Origin of the sequence: Lentzea guizhouensis, from assembly GCF_001701025.1 — a bacterium.
Classification (GTDB): domain Bacteria; phylum Actinomycetota; class Actinomycetes; order Mycobacteriales; family Pseudonocardiaceae; genus Lentzea; species Lentzea guizhouensis.
The window spans coordinates 6,310,278-6,329,141 of the sequence record NZ_CP016793.1 but is presented as its reverse complement, the minus strand read 5'-3'; the positions used below and the strand labels follow the sequence as shown (position 1 = coordinate 6,329,141).

Sequence of the window (18,864 nt, the reverse complement as noted above, 5' to 3'; positions counted from 1 at the left end):
GCGGGTGGTCAGCGTCGGGAGGAACCCATGTGCCACAGGGTGAGGCGGTCGATCCGGGCGCTGCCGCCCTCGGAGAAGACCTCCACCTCGTCACCGGCCGCATCGGGGAAGACCAGGCTGGTGATCACCGCTCGGCCCTTGCCGCCGAAGACCTCCACCGAGGAGCGGTCCACCAGCACGCGGACCGTCACCTTCCCGTTCACGGCGGTGAGCGGCGCGCGTTGCACGGCCGGGAAGTCAGGGCTGAAGTCGACGTGTCCGGACCTCGTGCGGTCCACGTACAGCTCGCGGCGGGTGGCGTCGTAGCCGATCACCGTCTCCTGCCCGGGGCCGCTGTGCACCTTCAGGCCGAAGCGGTCGGCGTCGCGCACGGAGAACGTCGCCTCGATGTCGAGGGCCTGTCCTTCCGCGCGCTTGCCCAGTGAGCGCGAGCCCTCCCGGACGGTGCTGCCGTGCACGAAGACCGGTGGGCCCTGGTGGAGGCGGTCGAGAGCACGCACCGGTTCCTGGACGAGCTCGACCTCACCGCCGGTGGTGCGCAGTCCCAGCTGCCTGACCACGCTCTGCGCGCTGCGCCACGGCGAGGTCGGGGTGTTCCCGGCGTACTGCCAGTTGTTCATCCAGCCGATGGCGTACCGCTTGCCGTCAGGAGCGTTCTCCCAGGACACCGCGGCGTAGAAGTCCTTGCCGAAGTCCACCCAGTCCGCTCGTTCCACCGTGGACCTGGCGGGCGCGTCGGCGAGGGTGAACCGGTCGGCGAGGACGTGGCCCCAGCTGCCCGTGTTCCTGTCCACGAGCGAGATCCGCGCTTGCTCGCCGCGGTGCTCCCGCAGGTCGAACGACGCCCAGTCGAGCGTCTCGCTGTCCGACCCGGTGGCACTGCGCACCACCTTCCCGTCGACCAGGAGGTTGACCGTCGTCTCGGTGGAACGCGGCTTGGCGGGCGCCTGGGCCAGGACCACGTGGTCGAGGAGGACGTGCCCCCAGCCGCCGGTGTTGTCGTCCACCACCTCCAGGCGAGCTTTCTTCCCGGCGAGATCGCGCACGTCCCACGACGCCCAGTCCAGCGCTTCGGAGTTTCTGCCGGTGGCGGTGCGCACGACCTGCCCGTCCACGACCAGCCGCACGGCGGTGCTGTCCGGGTGGTTGCCGCCGCCGACGAGGAAGTTCAGGTAGGGCGCGGAAAGGGTGAACTCGGGCGAGGTGAGCGTGCCGGTCGTGGCGTCGCCGTTGAGGAAGGTGTTGACCAGACCGCTCCCCTGCCACCCCGACACCGGCAGCTGGCCCGGCAGCGTGCCGGTCGCCGGGGCGGCGCCGAAGGCCTCACCGGTGGCGGTCCACGTTCCGTAGGACCCGCCTTCGAAGTCTGCGAGGACCTGACCGGACGGGGGCGCGTCGTCCGTCGATGCGTTCGGGTCGCGGAGGTGCCTGCCGCCACCGATCTTGAAGTTGAGGTAGGCCTTGTCCACCGTGAACGGCGGTGACGTCAGGGTGCCGGTCGAGCCGTCGCCGCCGTGGAAGCTGTTGGCGTACCCGGTTCCCTCCACACCGCTGACGGGCAGCTGTCCCGGCAGTGCGCCGGTGGCCGGTGCGGTGCCGAAGGCGTTGCCGGTGGTGGTCCAGTTCCCGTAGGACGACTCGAAGTCCTGGACCACCAAGCCCTTGGGCGGGGTGTAGCTGCCGTCGTCGTCCGGGGTGAAGCGGGTGCCGTCGAAGTCGCCGACGAAGTACTGCGTCGCCGACCCACCCGCGATGCCACCGGGGTTGAGGCTGACGACGAGAACCCACTTCGTCCTGCGAGGATCGCCGTCGACGCGCAGCGGGAACAGGTCCGGGCACTCCCACACGCCACCGACCGCGTTCTGCGGGCCGAAATCGCTGAGGTGCGTCCAGTTCTTGAGGTCGGGTGAGGAGTAGAAGCGGACTTTGTGCTCTGTGGACAGTGCGACCGTCATCAACCAGCGCCCGGCCTGCCACTGGACCTTGGGGTCGCGGAACTCGGTCGAGCCGATGTCGAGCACCGGGTTGCCCGCGTACTTCGTCCACGTCCGGCCGTTGTCGGTGCTGTAGGCCAACGACTGCGCCTGCCGCCCGTTCGCCTTCGCGTGGGTGGTGTAGATCGCGACCATGGCCGGGTTCCGCGGCGTGCCGAAGCCGGTCGTGTTGCCGTGGTCGACAACGGCGCTGCCGGAGAACACCATCTCGTTGTCGTCGTGCGGCAAGGCGAGCGGGAGTTCGCGCCAGTGCACGAGGTCAGTGCTGACCGCATGGCCCCAGGACATGTTGCCCCAGGTGTTGCCCTCCGGGTTGTACTGGTAGAAGAGGTGGTACTCGCCCTTGTGGTAGACGAGCCCGTTGGGGTCGTTCATCCAGTTCTTCGCGGGCGTGTAGTGGAACTGCGGCCGGTGGGGCTCGGTGAATGACGGCTCGGCCTGGGCGACCGGCACCGCCCCGATCAGGACGGCGGCGGTCAGCAGGCTGACGAGGCGACGTCTCATGACACCTCCCCCGGGGCGTCGGGCGGCTCCATCGCGCCGGTCATGATCGCCACCGCGTCGGACATCGAGATGGACCTCGGGTCGACGACGGCCTTGCGCCTGCCGAGGCGCTGGATGTGGATGCGGTCGGCGACCTCGAAGACGTGCGGCATGTTGTGGCTGATCAGGATGACCGGCAGGCCGCGGTCGCGGACCTGCAGGACGAGGTCGAGCACCGCGCGGGACTCGCGAACGCCCAGGGCGGCGGTGGGTTCGTCCATGATGACCACGCGGCTGCCGAACGCGGCGGCCCTGGCCACGGCGACGGCCTGCCGCTGACCACCGGACAGCGTCTCCACGGCCTGGCCTGGGTTCTGGATGGTCATGATGCCCAAGCTGTCGAGCTGCCGGCGAGCCTCCTCGCGCATGCCGTTGCGGTCGAGCATCCGGAACACCGAGCCGAGCACACCGGGCCGGCGCCGTTCGCGACCCAGGAACAGGTTCGCCGCGATGTCGAGCGACGGCGAGACCGCCAGCGACTGGTGCACCGTCTCGATCCCGGCCTTCCGCGCGTCGATCGGTGAGCCGAACGACACCGGCCTGCCGTCCACCAGGATCTCGCCCTCGTCCGGCACGACCGCCCCGGACAGCGCCTTGATCAGCGACGACTTGCCGGCACCGTTGTCGCCGATGACGGCGAGGATCTCGCCGGGCAGGAGCTCGAGGTCCGCACCGGCCAGCGCGGTGACCTTCCCGTAGCGCTTGACCAGACCGCGGGCCTGCAGCACTGGCGTGGTCATGCCTTCACCTTCCTGATCCACTGGTCCAGCGAGACCGCGACGATGATGAGCACACCGACGGCCATGGTCTGCCACAGCACGTCCACGCCGGCCAGCGCGAGACCGTTGCGGAACACACCGACGATCAACGCCCCGATCAGCGAGCCGACGATCGCGCCCCGCCCGCCGAACAGCGACGTTCCGCCGATCACCACGGCGGTGATCGAGTCGAGGTTGTCCAGCTGCCCGGCCTGCGGGCTGGCCGACGCGATCCGTCCGATGAGGACCCACGCGCTGAACGCGTACACCGCGCCCGCCGTCGCGTACACGCTGAGCAGCACCCGGCCGGTGCGGATGCCGGACAGCCGGGACGCCTCCGCGTCGTCACCGGTCGCGTAGACGTGCCGGCCCCAGGCGGTGTTCTTCAGCGCGAACGCCATGGCCGCGACGAGCACGACCATCATGATCGAGCCGTAGGTGATGCGGGTGCCGCCGAGGTTGATCGTCTGGCCGGTCCACAGCAGCAGCGACGGCATGTCGGTGCCGCGGATCGTCGCGCTGGCGGAGTACCAGAGGTTCAGCGCGAAGAACACGTTGAGCGTGCCCAGGGTGACGATGAACGGCGGCAGCTTGAGCCGCGTGACCAGCAGGCCGTTGAGCAACCCGCACAGCGTGCCGACCAGGAAACCCAGCAACAGCGCGGGAAGGCCGGGCAGACCGGTGTCGGCGGCGACCTTGGCCATCACGATCGAGGTGAGCACCATGATCGCGCCGCAGGACAGGTCGATGCCCGCGGTGAGGATGACGATGGTCTGGCCGACCGCGAGCGTGCCCACGACCGCGACCTGTTGCAGGATCAGGGAGATGTTGCCCGGCGTGAGGAACCGTTCGGACAGCAGGGCGAACACCACGACCGACACCAGCAGCACCACGGCCGGCCCGATGGTCGCCTGGGCGTGCAGCAGGTGCTGCAACCGGACCAGCGGTGAGCGCTTGGCCTCGCCGAGCGGGTTGCCGCTCGGCGAGTGGCTCTTGGACAACGTTGTCGACATGCTCAGCCCCAGCAGTTCTCAAGGCCCCAGGCGGCGTCCTTCGACTCCACGCCGGCAGCGGGCTGGTCGGTGACCAGGGTGACGCCGGTGTCCACGAAGTCCTTCCCGGCCGTGTTCTGCGGCTTGGTGCCGTCCTTCGCGAACTTGGCGATCGCCTCGACGCCCAGCTGCGCCATCTTCAACGGGTACTGCTGCGAGGTCGCGCCGATGATGCCCGCCTTGACGTTGTTCACGCCGGGGCAGCCGCCGTCGACCGAGACGATCACGACGTCCTTCTCCTTGCCCGCCGCCTTCAACGCCTCGTACGCACCGGCCGCCGCGGGCTCGTTGATCGTGTAGACGAGGTTGACGCCGGGGTCCTTCTGCAGCAGGTTCTCCATGGCGGTCCGGCCGCCCTCGGGAGCGCCGTCGGTGACGTCGTGGCCCACGATGCGCGGGTCGCTCTCGTCACCGATCTTGTTCTTGTCCTTCACGTCCACGCCGAAACCCTGCAGGAAACCCTGGTCGCGCTGGACGTCCACGGAGACCTGGTTCGGGTTGAGGTCCAGCAGCGCGATCTTGGCCTGCTTGTTCTCCGCCGCGAACTTCGCCTTGGCCCACTGCCCGATGAGCAGTCCCGCCTGGAAGTTGTCGGTGGCGAAGGTGGCGTCGGCCGCGTTCGCCGGCTCCAGCTGCGTGTCCAGGGCGATGACCAGCAGACCAGCCTGACGGGCCTTGTCGACCGACGGCACGATCGCCTTCGAGTCGTTCGGCGTGAGCAGGATGCCCTTGGCACCGGCGCCGATCAGGTTCTCGACCGCGTCGACCTGGGACTGGTTGTCGCCGTCCTGCTTGCCCGCGAACGACTGCACCGTCGCACCGGTGGCGCCCGCGGCCTTCTGCGCGCCTTCCTTCATCTTCACGAAGAACGGGTTCGTGTCGGTCTTGGTCACCAACCCGACGAGCGTGCCACCGCTGCTCGCACCACCGCCGTCGCCGCATGCGGTGACCAGCGCCAGCACCGATCCCGACACCAGGGCCGTCAGCCTGACGCCTCTGCGCGCCCGTCCGTTCATCTGTCCTCCTACGTCAACGTTGACGTAACGCGCAGCTGGAGACGAAGGCGTTCCGTTCCGATTGCTTGTTACGCACACACCACTAGAGAAAGCCGACAACTTGAGATCCGGATAGGATCGCGCGGGAACAGGGCGGCTTCCAGTTACGTCATCGTTGACGCTAGCTGCGTGGTTCAGGTCACGACAAGCCGCCGTTACGCAAGCGTTACTCGGGATGGAGAACTGGACGATGGAGCCACAGGGGGCGCGGCGCGAGCCGACGATGCGTGATGTCGCCGCACTCGCGAAGGTCAGCACCAAGACCGTGTCGCGGGTGATCAACGACCTGCCGGGTGCCGGTCCCGAGGTCGTCGAACGGGTGCGCGCCGCCGCGCAAAGCCTCGGCTACCGGCCGAACCTGACCGCCAGCAGCCTGCGCCGGTCCGACCGGCGCAGCGCGACCATCGGCGTGCTGCTGGAGGACCTGTCCAACCCCTTCGACTCCGCCCTCCTCCGTGCGATCGAGGACCGTGCGCGGCAGAACGACGTGCTCGTGCTGGCCGGCAGCAGCGAGGACGACCCGGATCTGCAACGGGAGCTGGTCACCTCGCTGGCCACCCGCCGCGTCGACGGCATGGTCGTGATGGCCGCCGGCGGTCACCAGGACGCGCTGCAGCAGGAACGCGAGCGCGGTACGCCCATGGTTCTGGTGGACCGCCCGCCCCTGTTCGGTGGCACCGACAGCGTCACGACGACGAACCGGGACAGTTCCAGGGAAGCCGTGCTCCACCTGGCGGACTTGGGACACCGGCGCATCTCCTTCCTCGGTGACCGCAAGACGTTGTGGACCAGCCAGGAGCGGTACGCCGGTTATGTCGAGGGACTCGCGCACGCCGGTCTGACCCTGCGGGAGGAGCTCGTCCGCACCGACCTGCACGGCACCGACGCCGCCGAGACCGCCGCCGCCACCCTGTTCGACCTCGACGAGCCCCCGACCGCGCTGTTCACCGCCCAGAACCTGGTGACGGTGGGTGCGATGCGAGCGTTGCGTGCACGCCGACTGCAGCGGCAGGTGGCGCTGATCGGGTTCGACGACTTCCCGCTGGCCGACATGCTCGAACCCGGCGTCACCGTGCTGCGCCAGGACGTTCCCGCTCTCGGGCGCAAGGCGGCGGAGCTGGTGTTCGACCGCATCCGGGGGGACAGGTCCGCGCCGACGCACGCCGTCGTGCCCGCCACGCTCGTCCGCCGCGGTTCTGGCGAGATCCCGTTGCGGTGACTTCATCACTCAGTCGCTCAACAGCAGGTTGACCGAGGTCTCCCCCGCCGAACCGCGCGGGTGTTCCCCGCCCGCGGTCAGGAGGTGCAGGGGAGTGAGCAGGGCGGTCCTTCACCCGTCAAGACTCAGCGTCGGCATCAAGGCGGTCGAGTGCGGCCTGCACGCGTTGGGCGTCGGTCGTCCGCTGCTGGGTCCGGTAGATCGCCAGCGCTTCACTCCACACGTTCCACGCCTGGTCGCGCTGCCCGAGCGCGGCGTAGGGGTGGCCGAGCCTCTCCAGCGTGTCGACGGCCGTGTGGGTGTGGCCGATGTCGTGGAACAGGGCGAGGGCGTGCTGGTAGTGCCCGACAGCCTCGTCGTGGTGGCCGGTCTGGTGGGCGATGTAACCGAGGCTGTCCGAGGCGTCCGCCTCACCGTCGCGCTCGTGGTGCTCGCGGTAGAGGGCGAACGCGGCCTGGCAGTGGTCGCGGGCCGTCTCGTGCTCACCCAGGCAGGCAGCGAGCCAGCCGACGCTGTTCAAGGCTTCGGCCTGCCACACCGGCCGCTCCAGGGCCTGGAAGATGTGCAGGGCTTGGAGTGCGTGCTCACGGGCGCGTCGTGCGTCGCCTCGCATCTCCCACGCCCTCGCGAGCGTCATGTAGGCGCGTCCCTGCTCGGCCAGGTCGCCCTCTTGTTCGGCGAGGTCGACGGACTGGCGGAGGTTGCTGATCGCCTCCTCGTGGTGTCCCAGCGCGGCGCAGGCGTAGCCGAGGAGCCGATGCACGCGCATCAGAGGTTTGGGGCCGGCCAGGCTCGCGGCGGCACCCAGCGCCGCCCGCCACACCGCGAGCCGGTCGTGCGCGAGTCCCCGCCTGCTCTGGAACGTGTTCAGGCTCCACGCGAACTGCCACACGGCGTGACGCCGCCCCTGTGCGGCGGCGATGCGTTGTGCCGCAAGCACGTTGGTGTGCTCGTCAGCGAACCACGTCATCGCGGCCGCGGTGTCCGCCGGCGAGTGGGGATGCGCACCCGGTGCAGGCTGGGTGAGCTCGACGACGTGCCGGTGAGGTTCGAGCAGGCGGTCGGCCGCGTGTGCGGTGTGCAGGTAGTGGTCGGCCAGGCGCCGCAGCGCGGCCTCCCGGAGCTCGGCGGAGAAGCCGGTGCGAGCTCGATCGGCGGCGAAGAGCCTCACCAGGTCGTGCATGCGGTACCGGCGCGGGGCGCACTGCTCGACCAAGGACACCCGCTCCAGCGCCCGCAAGGTCGTGATCACGTCGGGTTCTGCCGCCGCGACGAGGCTCGCGGCGGCGGCGAGGCCGATCTCCGCTCCTGGGGCGAGTCCGAGCAGCGCGAACGTCCCGGCCTGGTCGGCGTCGAGTGCGCCGTACGTCCACGACAACGCCGCGTGGACGCTCGAGGCCGGATCGCCCGCGTCCAGTGCCTCCAGCCGGGTGGGCACGTCGCGCAGCTCGGCGGCCAGCGTGCTCAGCAGGACACCGGCGCGGAGCTCAGCGCGGGCCGCGACCACGGCCAGGGCCAGCGGCAGACCGGCACAACAGCGCAGCAGGTCGGCTACGGCGTCGGGTTCGGCCGCCAGCCGGTCACGGCCCAGCCTCGCGGCCAGCACGTCCCACGCCTCGTGCTCCTCGAGCTGGCCCAGCGCCAGCGGCACCGCGCCGTGGGCGGTGACCAGACCGGCGAGACGATCGCGACTCGTCACCAGCACGGTGCAACCGCGACCGCCGGGCAGCAGCGGAACCACCTGCGCGGCGTCGCGGGCGTTGTCCAGGACGACGAGCATCCGCTTGTCCGCCACCAAGGTCCGGTACAGCGCCGTCTGCGCGTCCTCACCGGCCGGCACACCTGCCGGCTTGACGCCCAGCGCGTCCAGGAACCCCCGCACCGCCGTGGCAGGGCGCACCGGCGTCCCACCGGGGTCGAAGCCGCGCAGGTCCACGAACAACTGGCCGTCCGGGAACTCGGCCAGGTTCCGGTGGGCCCAGTGCAGGACCGTCCACGTCTTGCCGATCCCGCCGCCTCCGCTGGCGGCCACCACCGCCGTCGCGGCGCCCACCGCCTTGTCCAGCGCGGCCAGCTCTCCGTGCCGTCCCACGAACTCCCCCGGCGGAGCCGGTAGCTGCCGAGGCACGGGCGTGGCCGCGTCCTCGACGACGGACGCGCCGGCCGCGGCGGCGAGCAGGGTGTCCCGTTCCTCCGTCGACAGCCGCAACGCGTCGGCGAGCTGCCGCACCGCGGTCATGCTGCCGGTGAAGGGCTCACGGGTCTCGAACCTCCGGATCGTGCGCACGGACACCCCGGAACGTTCTTCCAACTGCTCCTGCGTCATCCCCGCGCGCAGTCGCACCTGCCGCAGCAGCGCCCCGAACCCGCTCGTCACGTCAGTTTCCCTCCCCGCAAAGGACTCTATCGCGCACGCCGGCCGCACCCGCACGTCTGCTGCGTCGCCGTGGACGACGTGAAGGGTGCCGAGCAGGACACCGGGCCGCGAGCAACGAGATCACGCTCGGGCCCAGGCACCACCACGAGCGGCAGGTGTTCGAGCCCGAACTGGTGGAACGCGCGTCGTCGTGACGCGGTCACGGCCTGCGCAGCGGGTGCTGTTCGGCTCCGCGATGTGGTCGAACGGGTCGGCGAAGCCGTGGACGGCTCGTCCGCCGAGTATCCGATCAGCCGAGCGCCGGGAACTCCACCGCGGTGACCTCCGCACCTGCCGGTTCGCGCCACGCCCGGTACGTGAGCTCATCCGGGCTGGTGATCCCGTACGCCTCGGGCAGCGCGGCAGAGCAGCGCCGCGCCAACCGCACGAGCTCGGCGGTGAGCGCGGGGCGCCGCAACGACGACGTCCAGTTGGGTTGCGCGACGTCCGGTGCGACCCAGTCGAACCTGCGCAGCTGGAACTCGTCAGCGTCTGGCACCACGTCTTTCCCCGGCGCTTCCGCATCGAGCCGGTCGGGCGCAGCGGCGAACTGCACGTACCGCTTCGGGTCTGCCTTCGCGGGGACGATGAGGAAGACGCCACCGGTCACGTCGCGCACCGCGTCCGCGAGACGTTCGGTGAACCCGTCCCAGTCGTACGCGATCTTCCACAGCATCGGAACCGGTGTGACCGTCGTGGTGTACCGCAGCCGCGGGTCGTCGAACGCGATCAGTTTCGCCAACGGGCTGCGGTGGTCGTCGCGCTCGAACCCCTCGGCGTGCGCCCTCGGGTCGCGAGTGGTGACCAGGTAGCCACGGCCTTCGCTGGAGAGGATCACGACGGGCATGCCGCGGTAGGTGCCGGGGCGGGTGAGGTCGTAGCAGTCCAGCACGTCGTCGTGCGCGAGCTGCTTCACGAACGTGTGGCGGCTCTTCTTGACGAACGACCCGTCGACCGCGTGGTCCGCCGTGATCCACCACTTGCCGGGCATGTGTTGCAGCCGGTGGTCCACGCCCCGGTAGCGGACGAGCCGTCCGGGCACGTCCAGCTCGTCGTGGCGCACGGTCGCCGTTCAACCGGGCTGGTTCGGCTCGCGGTGGATCGGCGGCCGGCGATGACCCACCGGTCAGCGGCTACTGCCAGCCACCGGCCGCGACGTTTGCGACGGTCGCGACGACGGTCAGCGCGAGCGTTCCGGCGGTCACTCGCAGCACGACCCGGCCGGGTCGGCTGCGGGGGACGCAGAACGTCAGCCAGGACACGGCCGTCAGCGCCGCGGTGAGACCGCCGGGTGGGTCGGCGAGGCAGCGGAGCAGGGCGGTCACCGTAGCGGCGGCCACGAGCCACGGTGCCACCACGACCACCCGGTCCAGGAGGTGGACCGCCTTCCACCAGAGCACCAACGGCACGATCCCGCCCGCGAGCAGCAGCACGGTCACCTGCTGCGGCAGGCCGGACGAGGGGACCAGCAGCATCGCCATCACGAACGCCGCGACGGACGCGCCCGTCACCAGCAACGCGTCCGCCCGGCGTGGTGGTGGCGTGGTGACCCGCATCAGCGCGTAGCCCGCCACCACGGGGACCGAGAAGTACAGCACCAGGTAGAGCAGCACCGGCCCGGCGAGCACCGGCACCGACGTGCCGTGGTCGTGCACGTCAGGCGCCGGCGCACGTGCAGCGCGCAGCGGCCCGGTCCTCCCGCGAAGGCCGCATGTGCAGGTAGACGGCGACGATCATCGGGACGAAGACGATCGCGTTGTAGAACAGGTGCAGTTCCACGCGCGGCAGCACGAGCTGCAGCACGCTCACCGGCTGCGGATGACCCAGGAGAGTGCGTCCGGTCAGCGCCTGCACGAGCAGGAGCAGGTGTTCGAAGTGGTGCCAGAACTGGATCCACAGTGCGATCTTCCACCACTTCTTCGCACGCCCGGTGAATCCAGGTGCCAGGGCGAAGAAACCGACGAGCATCACGACGGCATAGCCGTAGTGCATCCATTCGGAGGTGACCAGCCACGGGAACCAGAGGCCGAGCACACCTCCGGCCTGCGGACGGGGCCAGCCGAGCACGAAGATCTGGAAGGCCTGGGCGAGGTGCTCCGCCCAGTGGGCGATCACGACGAAGGTGAAGAGGGTGAGAGCGAGACGGTGCCAGCGCTCGTTGAGCGAGCCAGCGGCCGGAAACGCCCCGGCGTGAGTGGTCATGGGAGGTCAGCTCCATCCGGGAAGCGACGAGTCAGCCGGACGTTACCGACCGGCGAACGCACGCCCCTTCTCCCAGGTTGCGCGCATGTCCGCCGTGCCGTTCACACGAAGATCACGACAGGCCGAGCATGGCGACGCAGCGGCGCACCGACTCCGCTTTCCCCTTTATCCGCACGTCCCCGGTCGCGATCGCCTCGAACGGCGACAACATCCGTGCGCCGATCCGCACGAACGTGTCCGCGTCGCACTCGACGGTCAGGTCGGGCTGTTCGGCGTGCCCGCGTCCGAACGACACGACGCCGTCACTCACCTCGATCACGAACGGCTCGTCGCCGACCTGGAACTCGTAAACCTCGTCGACGTCCGGGATCGCGGTCTCGTCGACCATCGACTGCACGGCGAGGAAGCCCCACTCCGCCCGCACGGCACCGGACCGGTCCTCCTCGCGCAGGAACCCGAGGCCCCAGTTCGCGAGCGCCAGCACCGGCCCGCGCAGCTGCTCCCCCAGCTCGGTCAGGTGGTACTGGCGCGCCCGGCCGTCGTCCTCCAGCAGCGTCTGCCCGACGACGCCGTGCTCCACGAGCGTGCGCAGCCGGTCGGAGAGGAGGTTGGGACCGGCGCCGGGCAGGTTCGCCGCCAGTTCGGTGAACCGGGCGGGCCCGATCAGCAGCTCGCGGAGCACCAGCAACGTCCAGCGCTCACCGACCACGTTCAACGCCGCGGCCAGCCCGCAGAACTGGCCGTAGTCACGTTTCGCCGAAGACATCCCACCGCCCTGAAACTCGCTACAGATTCTAGCACCGAGTTGGAACGGTCCACACCGGACGAACTCAGCCCGCGCCGACGCCGGTGGGTTCGACGACCGTGATCGTGCCGGCCACCGCACCGGCGCTCACGTCGATCACGGACACGCTGTCGGACCCCTGGTTGGCCACGTAGGCCTTGGTGCCGTCCGCGGTGAACGCGACGCTCTGCGGCACGCTGCCCACCGGGATCGCCGCGCTCACCGTGCCGGAGGCGAGGTCGAGCACGGACACCACGTTGGCGCTGCGGCACGTCACGTAGGCGAGCCGGCCGTCGGGCGACACCGCGATGCCGTCCGGCCGGTCACCGACCGCGATCGTCGCGGTCACGGTGCCGGACACCACGTCGATCACCGACACGCTGTCCGAGTTCTGGTTGGTGACGTAGGCACGCGCGCCGTCCGGGGTGAACGCGACCCAGTACGGAGCCCGCTGCACCTCGATGTTCCCGACGACGGCCCGCCGGGCGGTGTCGATCACCTGCACGGAGTGCGCGTTGATGGCGGTGACGTAGGCGCGCGCGCCGTCCGGGGCGAAGGCGACGCCGAACGGGCCCGCGGCGGTCGCGATCGACCCCACGACCCGGTCGGTCGCGGTGTCGAACACCGACACCGTGTTCTCGCTGAAGTTCGTGACGTACCCGGTGGCGCCGTCCGGGGACACCGCGACCCCGAACGGCCCGTGCCCGGCCGCGAACGAGCCGACCACCGACCGCGACGGGACGTCCAGCACGGACACGGTGTTCGGCCCGATCGGGTTGGTGACGTAGACCCGTTGCCCGGCAACGGCGACCCCGTACGACGACTCCCCCGTGGGCACCTCGGCCACGACGGTGTCGGAGGCCGGGTCGATGATCGACACCGTGTTCGCGCCGGCGCTGGCGACGTACACGAAGGACTCGGGCATCCTTCAACCCGCCGAGGTGTTGGTGAGCACCGACACCGTGTCGGTGTGCGCGTTGCAGGTGGCCAGGTCGAGCTTCCCGTCGCCGTCGAAGTCCACCGCGACGATCCGCACCGCGCCGTCGTCGGTCGGGAACGCGACGGGCGCGGCGAACCCGCCCTTGCCGTCCCCCAGCAACACGGTCGCGTCGTCGGACTCGAAGTTCGCCGTCGCGAGGTCCAGGTGGCCGTCGGAGTTGAGGTCCGCGCTCACCACGCCCGCCGGGGCGTCACCCGCGGCGTGGCGGGTGGGCGGCGCGAACCCGCCCCCGCCGTCGCCGCGCAGCACCGTGACGTCGTCCGAGTCGTAGTTCGGGATGATCAGGTCCTGGTTGCCGTCGGCGTCGAGGTCGGCGGCCACGGTCGCGTAGGGCGAGTCGCCGGCGGTGTGCGTCTGTGCCGCCGCGAACCCGCCCTTGCCGTCCCCGAACAGCACGCTCACGTCGTCGGAGCCGTAGTTGCCGGTGGCGAGGTCGGGATCGCCGTCGGAGTCGAGGTCGACCGCGACGATCCCGCCGGGGCCGTCCCCGGTCGCGAACCCCTGCGGCGCACCGAAAGCACCCTTGCCGTCGCCGATCAGGACGGAGACGTCGTCGCCGTCGTAGTTGCTCGTGGCGAGGTCGAGCAGCCCGTCGCCGTTGAGGTCCACGGCGACGACGCCGGACGGGCCTTCCCCGGTGGGGAACGGGGTTCCCGCCGACAGCGTGCCCTTGCCGTCGCCCAGCAGGACCGTGACCGTCTCGTCGCTGACGTTGATCACCGCCACGTCGAGTGCGCCGTCGGCGTTCAGGTCGGCGACGTCCATCCGCAGCGAGATCCGGCCGGACGGGAACGACACGGCGGTGCCGAACGCGCCCTTGCCGTCGCCGGTGAGCATGCTGATGTCGCTGGAGCTCAGGTTCGCGGTGATCAGGTCGGCGGCGCCGTCACCGGTGAAGTCGGCCGACAGGATCGACCTCGGGTTGTCCCCCACCGGCAGCGCCACCGCGGGTGCGAAGCTCACCGGCGAGGCCGGGGCCGGGGCGGGGGTGGAGGCGGGGGCGCTGCTCGACGGCGTCGGCGGGGCCTGCGGGGTCTTCTCCGCCGTGCACCCGGTGACGAGCAGAAGCCCGGCGGCCAGGGCCGCTGTCTTCTTCCGGCCGCACGAGGCCGTTGTCTTGGGCATCAGGTAACCAGCTTCCGGTCGGTGGGATGGCGTCAGTCGCGCTGCGCGGGCGATCGCACGACCCCGATGCCGGTCGGCTGGTTGACCGGGCGGATCGTCGTGCTCACGGCGTTCGTCGCGATGTCGATCACCGAGACGCTGTTCGACCCGAAGTTCGCGACGTAGAGCGAGCGGCCGTCGGGGTCCACGGCGGCGCCCTGCGGGAGCTCACCGACGACGACGGTCGTCTCCACCTCGTGGCGGGCCACGTCGATCACGGTGACGGTGCCGGAGTCCTGGTTCGTGACGTAGGCCTTGTTCCCGGTGATCACCACGGCGATCGGCTTGCTGCCGACGCGGAACTCGCTGCGCGCGACGTTCGTGTCCGTGTCGATCACCGCGACGTCGTCCGAGTCGAAGTTCGCGACGTAGACGCCCTTGCCGTCCGGTGTCACCGCCACCCCGAACGGGCCCTTCGCCACGGCGACGGTCGCGCGGACGGTGTCGGTGGCCGCGTCGATGACGGACACGCTGTCGGACAGGAAGTTCGCGACGTAGACGCTGCGCCCGTCCGGCGACACCGCGACCCCGAAGGGGCCCTTGCCCACCGGGACCGTGGCGACCACCGTGTGCGTCGCCACGTCGACGACGGTCACGTCCGCCGAGTCCTGGTTGATGACGTAGACGCGGGACCCGTCGGGGCTGAGTGCCGCCTCCCGCGGCCCCCGGCCGACCACCACGGTGGCGACGACCGCGTCGGTGGCGGTGTCGATCACCGACAGCGTGCCGGGCACCCTGGTCTTCTCCGGGTCGGGGACCGTGGCGTTGATGCCGACGTTGACGACGTACACGCGGGAACCGTCGCCGTTGGGCGTGATCCGGAACGGCGAGACGCCGACGCCGATCGTCCGCGCCACCGCCGCGGTGGCCGGGTCGATCACCGAGACGCTGTCGGAGTTGGTGTTCGTGACGTACAGGCGGGACATGGTCGGCTTCTCCTCGATGTTCTCGGGTTGGGGAACGGGCCCGTCACGCCGTGCGCGCGGCCACCACGGCCACCGCCATCGGCCGGCTCACCTCGAGCACGCCGGTGATGGAGCCGGACGCGGCGTCGATCACCGAGACGGTGCCCTCGTTGAAGCTCGGCACGTAGAGCCGCGCGCCGTCGGGGCTGAGCACGGCACCCATCGGTCCCCGGCCCACGGGGACCACGCTGATCACCTGGTTGGCCGGCAGTTCGAGGACGGCCACGGCGTTCGCGCCGAACTGGGACACGTACGCCCGCGTGCCGTCGGGGCTGACCGCGACCCCGGACGGACCGTCGCCCAGCCGAATCTCGGCGGTCTGCTCGTGCGAGACGAGGTCGAGCACGGTGACGGTGTCGGCGTCGTAGTTGGTCACGTACCCGCGGGTGCCGTCCGGGCTCGTGGCGAGCGTGAAGGGCTTGTCCCCCACGGGAACGGAGGCGACGACGGTGTCGGTGGCCGGGTCGATCACCGACACCGTGTCGGAGCCGTCGTTGGCGACGTAGACCCGCGTGCCGTCAGGTGCCGCGACCAGGCCGTTCGGCTCGTTCTCCACGGTGATGGTCGCGACGACCGAGTGGGTGGCGGTGTCGATCACCGACACCGAGTCCGAGCCCTGGTTGGCGACGTACACGCGCGATCCGTCGGGCAGCGCGGCCACTCCCAGCGGGCCGTCGCCGACCTGCACGGTGGCGAGCACGGTGTCGGTCGCCGTGTCGATGACGGTCAGCCGGTCCGCGCCCATGCTGGTCACGTAGACGCGCGTGCCGTCGGCACTGGCGGCGACGCGGAACGGTGACGCGCCGACCTCGATGGTGGTCAGCGTCGCCTGGGTCTCGGTGTCCACGACGGACACCGAGTTCGCCGTGGTGTGCGCGACGTAGAGCCTTTCCGCCGAGGTCACGGGAGGCACCGGCAGCGGTTCGGGCAGGCCGGGCTCCGGCGGGAGGCCGGGCGCGGGCAGGCTGCCCTCGGGTGCCCTGATCACGGTGAGCGCCACGGGTTCCACGACAGGCTCGAAGGTGGCGACGACGGTGTTGCCGGCGGTCTCGATCACGGAGACGCTGCCGGAGCTCAGGTTGGCGACGTACACCGCCGCGCCGTCCGGGCCGAGCGCGAGCCCCTGGGGGAACTGGCCCACCGGCACCGTGGCGGTCACCGCGCCGGCCGCGGTCCCGATCACCGACACGCTGCCGCTGTCCTGGTTGGACACGTAGACCGCGGACCCGTCCGGCGTCACCACGACCCCGATCGGGGCGTCGCCGACGACGACCGTCGCGACCACCTCGCCGTTCGCCACGTCGACCACCGAGACCGTGTCGGCGTTGTGGTTCGTGACGTACAGGCGGGTCCCGTCCGGCGAACAGGCCACGCCGAACGGGCCGTCGCTCACCGGGATCGTCGAGACGACCTCGTGCGTCGCCGTGTCGATCACGGAGAGCGTGTCGCCGTTGTAGTTGGTGACGTACGCCCGGCTGTTGTCGGGCAGGACCGCCACGCCGTACGGCTCGTCGCCGACCGTCACGGTGGCCACGACGGCGTTGGTGGCGGTGTCGATCACCGTCACCGAGTCCGAGCCGGAGTTGACGGTGTAGACGCGTGCGCCGTCCGGGCTCACGGCTATCTCCCGGGGCAGGTTGCCCACGCCGATCGTGGCCGTGACGCTCCAGGTGGCCGTGTCGATCACCGACACGTCGTCGGACAGCACGTTGACCGTGTAGACCGTGGCGCCGTCGGCTGAGGCGGCCAGCCGGAACGGCGAGCTGCCGACCGGGATGGTGCCGGTGATCGCACCCGACGCCACGTCGATCACCGACACCGTGTTCGCGTTGGTGTTCGAGACGTAGGCGCGAACCGCGCGCTCCGAGCCTCGTTCCTGCTGGCCTGTCATCCGCGCTCTCCCTCTCGTCAGCTGACCCGAGATCCACTGTGAACAAGGGCGGCGGTCCGGGACTTCTCGCTGGTTGCGCGAACTCACGTGCGAGGACGGGCGCGGCGTGATATGACTTTTAGTCATACGGATCTCGCAGCGCGACCACGGGGAGCGAGCGCATGACCGGAACGCGGCAGACAGACCTCGGCGCACCACCCCCGCCGTCGAGCGAGGGCGAGCGGCCGTTCCAGGAGTGGCTCCGCGTCAAACGCGAGGAGCAGCCGGTCTGGCAGGACCAGCACGGCGTCTGGCACCTCTTCCGGCACGAGCACGTGAAACGGCTCTGCTCGGACTACGCGACCTTCTCGTCCACGCCGACCGGCATGGACAGCGAGATGGCGATGGGCAACCTGACCATGCTCGACCCGCCGGAGCACCGGAACCTGCGCCGGCTGGTCTCCGTCGCGTTCACCCCCAGGACCGTCGCCCGGCTGGAACCGCGCATCCGCGAGGTGACGAGGGAGCTCCTCGACGGCGCGAGCGGTGAGTTCGACCTCGCCGAGGTGCTCGCCCACCCGATGCCGGTGATCGTGATCGCCGAGCTGCTCGGGGTGCCGTCGAGCGACCGCAGCCACTTCGCCGAGTGCGCGGACCGGATCCTCGCCGTCTCCATCGAGGACCCCAACGACCCCGCGCTCGCCGAGCAGTTCGAGGCGGTCATGTCCCCGCTCACCGACTACCTGCTCGAGTACGTGCAGGCCCGGCGGCGCAAGCCCGCGGACGACCTGGTGAGCGCACTGGTCGCGGCCGAGGTCGACGGCGCGCGGCTGAGCGACGCGGAGATCGTGATGCTCGGGGCGATCGTGCTGTCGGCGGGCCACATCACCAGCACGCTGCTGATCGGCAACACGATCCTGTCCCTCGACGAGAACCCGGAGGCGCTGCGACTGGTGCGCGAGGACCGGTCCGTCGTTCCCGCGGTGGTCGAGGAGGCGCTGCGGTTCCGCACCCCGTTCGCCCAGGTCGCCCGAATCACCAAGCAGGACGTCACCATCGAGGGCGTGACCATTCCCGCCGGGTCCTCGGCCGTCGGCTGGATAGTCTCCGCCAATCGCGACGAACGGGCGTTCAGCGACGCCGCGAAATTCGACGTGCGCCGGGACACGAGTGAGCACATCGCGTTCAGCCACGGCCCGCATTACTGCCTCGGCGCGGCACTGGCGCGACTCGAAGCGCAGATCTCACTCGGCGAACTGCTGGACCGCTATTCGGAAATTCGGCTGAATCCCGCCGTGACCCCGGAGTTCTACCCGTGGCAGACGGCGTTCGGCATGAGGAACGTTCCGGTGACGACGAAACTGGCGTGAGCGGGAGGTGCGCCGGAAAGCCCGTGACGGCTTCCCGGCGCCACCCGTTCAGTCCTTCTTGTACCGCGCCGGCTCTTCGAGCATGTCCGGGCTGGGCTCCCACAGCTCGACGCGGTTGCCCTCGGGGTCGGTGACCCAGCCGTACCGGCCGGGACCCGACGTCGTCGAGATGTGGTCGTCCACGTCGGCGCCCTGCTCGCGCAGCTGGGCCAGCATCGCGTCGAGGTCGCGCACCCGGAAGTTCAGCATCGACGTCTGGTGCTCGGGCATCCCGAAGAACTCCTCGGCCGAGCGGAAGGGCTGGATGAACGTGGGCCCGCGGTCGGGCCACCACGGGTCGTCGTCGTCCTTCAGATAGATGCCCAGGTGCTTGTCATACCATTCGCTCAAGGCTGCCGGATCCTTGGCGCGGAAGAACACCCCGCCAATGCCCGTGACACGTTCCATGTCTTCTCCTTTACGACCGGTCGGA

General features: G+C 70.4%; 16 protein-coding genes. 2 read left to right on the top strand and 14 right to left on the bottom strand.

What is annotated here, in order from left to right; all coding sequences use genetic code 11:
• Positions 1 to 8: 8 nt before the first annotated feature.
• The 4 genes from BBK82_RS31015 to BBK82_RS31000 are packed head-to-tail and all read right to left on the bottom strand — an operon-like array spanning position 9 to position 5,363.
• The gene (locus BBK82_RS31015; protein ID WP_065918158.1) at positions 9 to 2,498 is read right to left on the bottom strand and encodes a glycoside hydrolase family 32 protein; all 2,490 of its coding nucleotides are present in this window, start codon (positions 2,496 to 2,498) and stop codon (positions 9 to 11) included.
• Complete coding sequence (locus tag BBK82_RS31010) at positions 2,495 to 3,277, bottom strand: ATP-binding cassette domain-containing protein (protein ID WP_065918157.1); 783 nt, start codon at positions 3,275 to 3,277, stop codon at positions 2,495 to 2,497. Before BBK82_RS31010 ends, BBK82_RS31015 begins: the two co-directional genes overlap by 4 nt.
• Positions 3,274 to 4,308 carry an ABC transporter permease gene (locus BBK82_RS31005; RefSeq protein WP_065918156.1) on the bottom strand — a complete coding sequence of 345 codons (1,035 nt, stop codon included), beginning with the start codon at positions 4,306 to 4,308 and terminating at the stop codon, positions 3,274 to 3,276. Before BBK82_RS31005 ends, BBK82_RS31010 begins: the two co-directional genes overlap by 4 nt.
• 2 nt (positions 4,309 to 4,310) lie before the next feature.
• A complete protein-coding gene (locus BBK82_RS31000) occupies positions 4,311 to 5,363 on the bottom strand; it encodes a sugar ABC transporter substrate-binding protein (protein WP_065918155.1) in 1,053 nt (350 codons plus the stop codon).
• 229 nt (positions 5,364 to 5,592) lie between these two features.
• Between BBK82_RS31000 and BBK82_RS30995 the strand changes: the two genes are divergently transcribed.
• Entirely contained in the window at positions 5,593 to 6,621 is a 1,029-nt protein-coding gene (locus BBK82_RS30995; protein WP_218920382.1) for a LacI family DNA-binding transcriptional regulator, read from the top strand.
• Between the two features lie 118 nt (positions 6,622 to 6,739).
• Here BBK82_RS30995 and BBK82_RS30990 read toward each other — a convergent pair whose 3' ends face one another.
• The 9 genes from BBK82_RS30990 to BBK82_RS30950 form a co-directional block, all read right to left on the bottom strand.
• Entirely contained in the window at positions 6,740 to 8,998 is a 2,259-nt protein-coding gene (locus BBK82_RS30990; RefSeq protein WP_083268266.1) for an ATP-binding protein, read from the bottom strand.
• 289 nt (positions 8,999 to 9,287) lie between these two features.
• Positions 9,288 to 10,100: a TY-Chap domain-containing protein gene (locus BBK82_RS30985; protein ID WP_065918153.1), complete on the bottom strand. Its 813-nt coding sequence runs from the start codon at positions 10,098 to 10,100 to the stop codon at positions 9,288 to 9,290.
• Between the two features lie 70 nt (positions 10,101 to 10,170).
• Entirely contained in the window at positions 10,171 to 10,692 is a 522-nt protein-coding gene (locus BBK82_RS30980; RefSeq protein WP_065918152.1) for a DUF6239 family natural product biosynthesis protein, read from the bottom strand.
• Between the two features lies 1 nt (position 10,693).
• Positions 10,694 to 11,239: a hypothetical protein gene (locus BBK82_RS30975; protein ID WP_065918151.1), complete on the bottom strand. Its 546-nt coding sequence runs from the start codon at positions 11,237 to 11,239 to the stop codon at positions 10,694 to 10,696.
• A 112-nt stretch (positions 11,240 to 11,351) separates the two neighbouring features.
• On the bottom strand, positions 11,352 to 12,005 hold the full coding sequence (locus BBK82_RS30970) for a winged helix-turn-helix transcriptional regulator (protein WP_065918150.1): 654 nt from the start codon (positions 12,003 to 12,005) through the stop codon (positions 11,352 to 11,354).
• A gap of 64 nt (positions 12,006 to 12,069) precedes the next feature.
• Complete coding sequence (locus tag BBK82_RS30965) at positions 12,070 to 12,948, bottom strand: YVTN family beta-propeller repeat protein (RefSeq protein ID WP_065918149.1); 879 nt, start codon at positions 12,946 to 12,948, stop codon at positions 12,070 to 12,072.
• Positions 12,949 to 12,951: 3 nt separating this feature from the next.
• Positions 12,952 to 14,148, bottom strand: coding sequence for an FG-GAP repeat domain-containing protein (locus tag BBK82_RS30960; RefSeq protein WP_065918148.1), 1,197 nt, complete (start codon positions 14,146 to 14,148; stop codon positions 12,952 to 12,954).
• Positions 14,149 to 14,180: 32 nt separating this feature from the next.
• Positions 14,181 to 15,113, bottom strand: a complete 933-nt coding sequence (locus BBK82_RS30955; protein ID WP_065918147.1) for a YVTN family beta-propeller repeat protein — start codon at positions 15,111 to 15,113, stop codon at positions 14,181 to 14,183.
• Between the two features lie 43 nt (positions 15,114 to 15,156).
• Complete coding sequence (locus BBK82_RS30950; protein WP_065918146.1) at positions 15,157 to 17,043, bottom strand: YVTN family beta-propeller repeat protein; 1,887 nt, start codon at positions 17,041 to 17,043, stop codon at positions 15,157 to 15,159.
• A gap of 161 nt (positions 17,044 to 17,204) precedes the next feature.
• Between BBK82_RS30950 and BBK82_RS30945 the strand changes: the two genes are divergently transcribed.
• A complete protein-coding gene (locus BBK82_RS30945; RefSeq protein ID WP_065918145.1) occupies positions 17,205 to 18,392 on the top strand; it encodes a cytochrome P450 in 1,188 nt (395 codons plus the stop codon).
• A gap of 48 nt (positions 18,393 to 18,440) precedes the next feature.
• Here BBK82_RS30945 and BBK82_RS30940 read toward each other — a convergent pair whose 3' ends face one another.
• Entirely contained in the window at positions 18,441 to 18,839 is a 399-nt protein-coding gene (locus tag BBK82_RS30940; RefSeq protein ID WP_065918144.1) for a VOC family protein, read from the bottom strand.
• Between the last annotated feature and the right edge of the window lie 25 nt (positions 18,840 to 18,864).

Bases quoted from the DNA above. Each gene is read 5' to 3' on its own strand.
- BBK82_RS30945 (WP_065918145.1), top strand. From the start codon at position 17,205: ATGACCGGAACGCGGCAGACAGACCTCGGCGCACCACCCCCGCCGTCG.
- BBK82_RS31005 (WP_065918156.1), bottom strand. From the start codon at position 4,308: ATGTCGACAACGTTGTCCAAGAGCCACTCGCCGAGCGGCAACCCGCTC.
- BBK82_RS30950 (WP_065918146.1), bottom strand. From the start codon at position 17,043: ATGACAGGCCAGCAGGAACGAGGCTCGGAGCGCGCGGTTCGCGCCTAC.
- BBK82_RS30940 (WP_065918144.1), bottom strand. From the start codon at position 18,839: ATGGAACGTGTCACGGGCATTGGCGGGGTGTTCTTCCGCGCCAAGGAT.
- BBK82_RS30960 (WP_065918148.1), bottom strand. From the start codon at position 14,148: ATGCCCAAGACAACGGCCTCGTGCGGCCGGAAGAAGACAGCGGCCCTG.
- BBK82_RS30995 (WP_218920382.1), top strand. From the start codon at position 5,593: ATGGAGCCACAGGGGGCGCGGCGCGAGCCGACGATGCGTGATGTCGCC.
- BBK82_RS30975 (WP_065918151.1), bottom strand. From the start codon at position 11,239: ATGACCACTCACGCCGGGGCGTTTCCGGCCGCTGGCTCGCTCAACGAG.
- BBK82_RS30965 (WP_065918149.1), bottom strand. From the start codon at position 12,948: ATGCCCGAGTCCTTCGTGTACGTCGCCAGCGCCGGCGCGAACACGGTG.
- BBK82_RS31000 (WP_065918155.1), bottom strand. From the start codon at position 5,363: ATGAACGGACGGGCGCGCAGAGGCGTCAGGCTGACGGCCCTGGTGTCG.
- BBK82_RS30970 (WP_065918150.1), bottom strand. From the start codon at position 12,005: ATGTCTTCGGCGAAACGTGACTACGGCCAGTTCTGCGGGCTGGCCGCG.
- BBK82_RS31015 (WP_065918158.1), bottom strand. From the start codon at position 2,498: ATGAGACGTCGCCTCGTCAGCCTGCTGACCGCCGCCGTCCTGATCGGG.
- BBK82_RS30955 (WP_065918147.1), bottom strand. From the start codon at position 15,113: ATGTCCCGCCTGTACGTCACGAACACCAACTCCGACAGCGTCTCGGTG.
- BBK82_RS31010 (WP_065918157.1), bottom strand. From the start codon at position 3,277: ATGACCACGCCAGTGCTGCAGGCCCGCGGTCTGGTCAAGCGCTACGGG.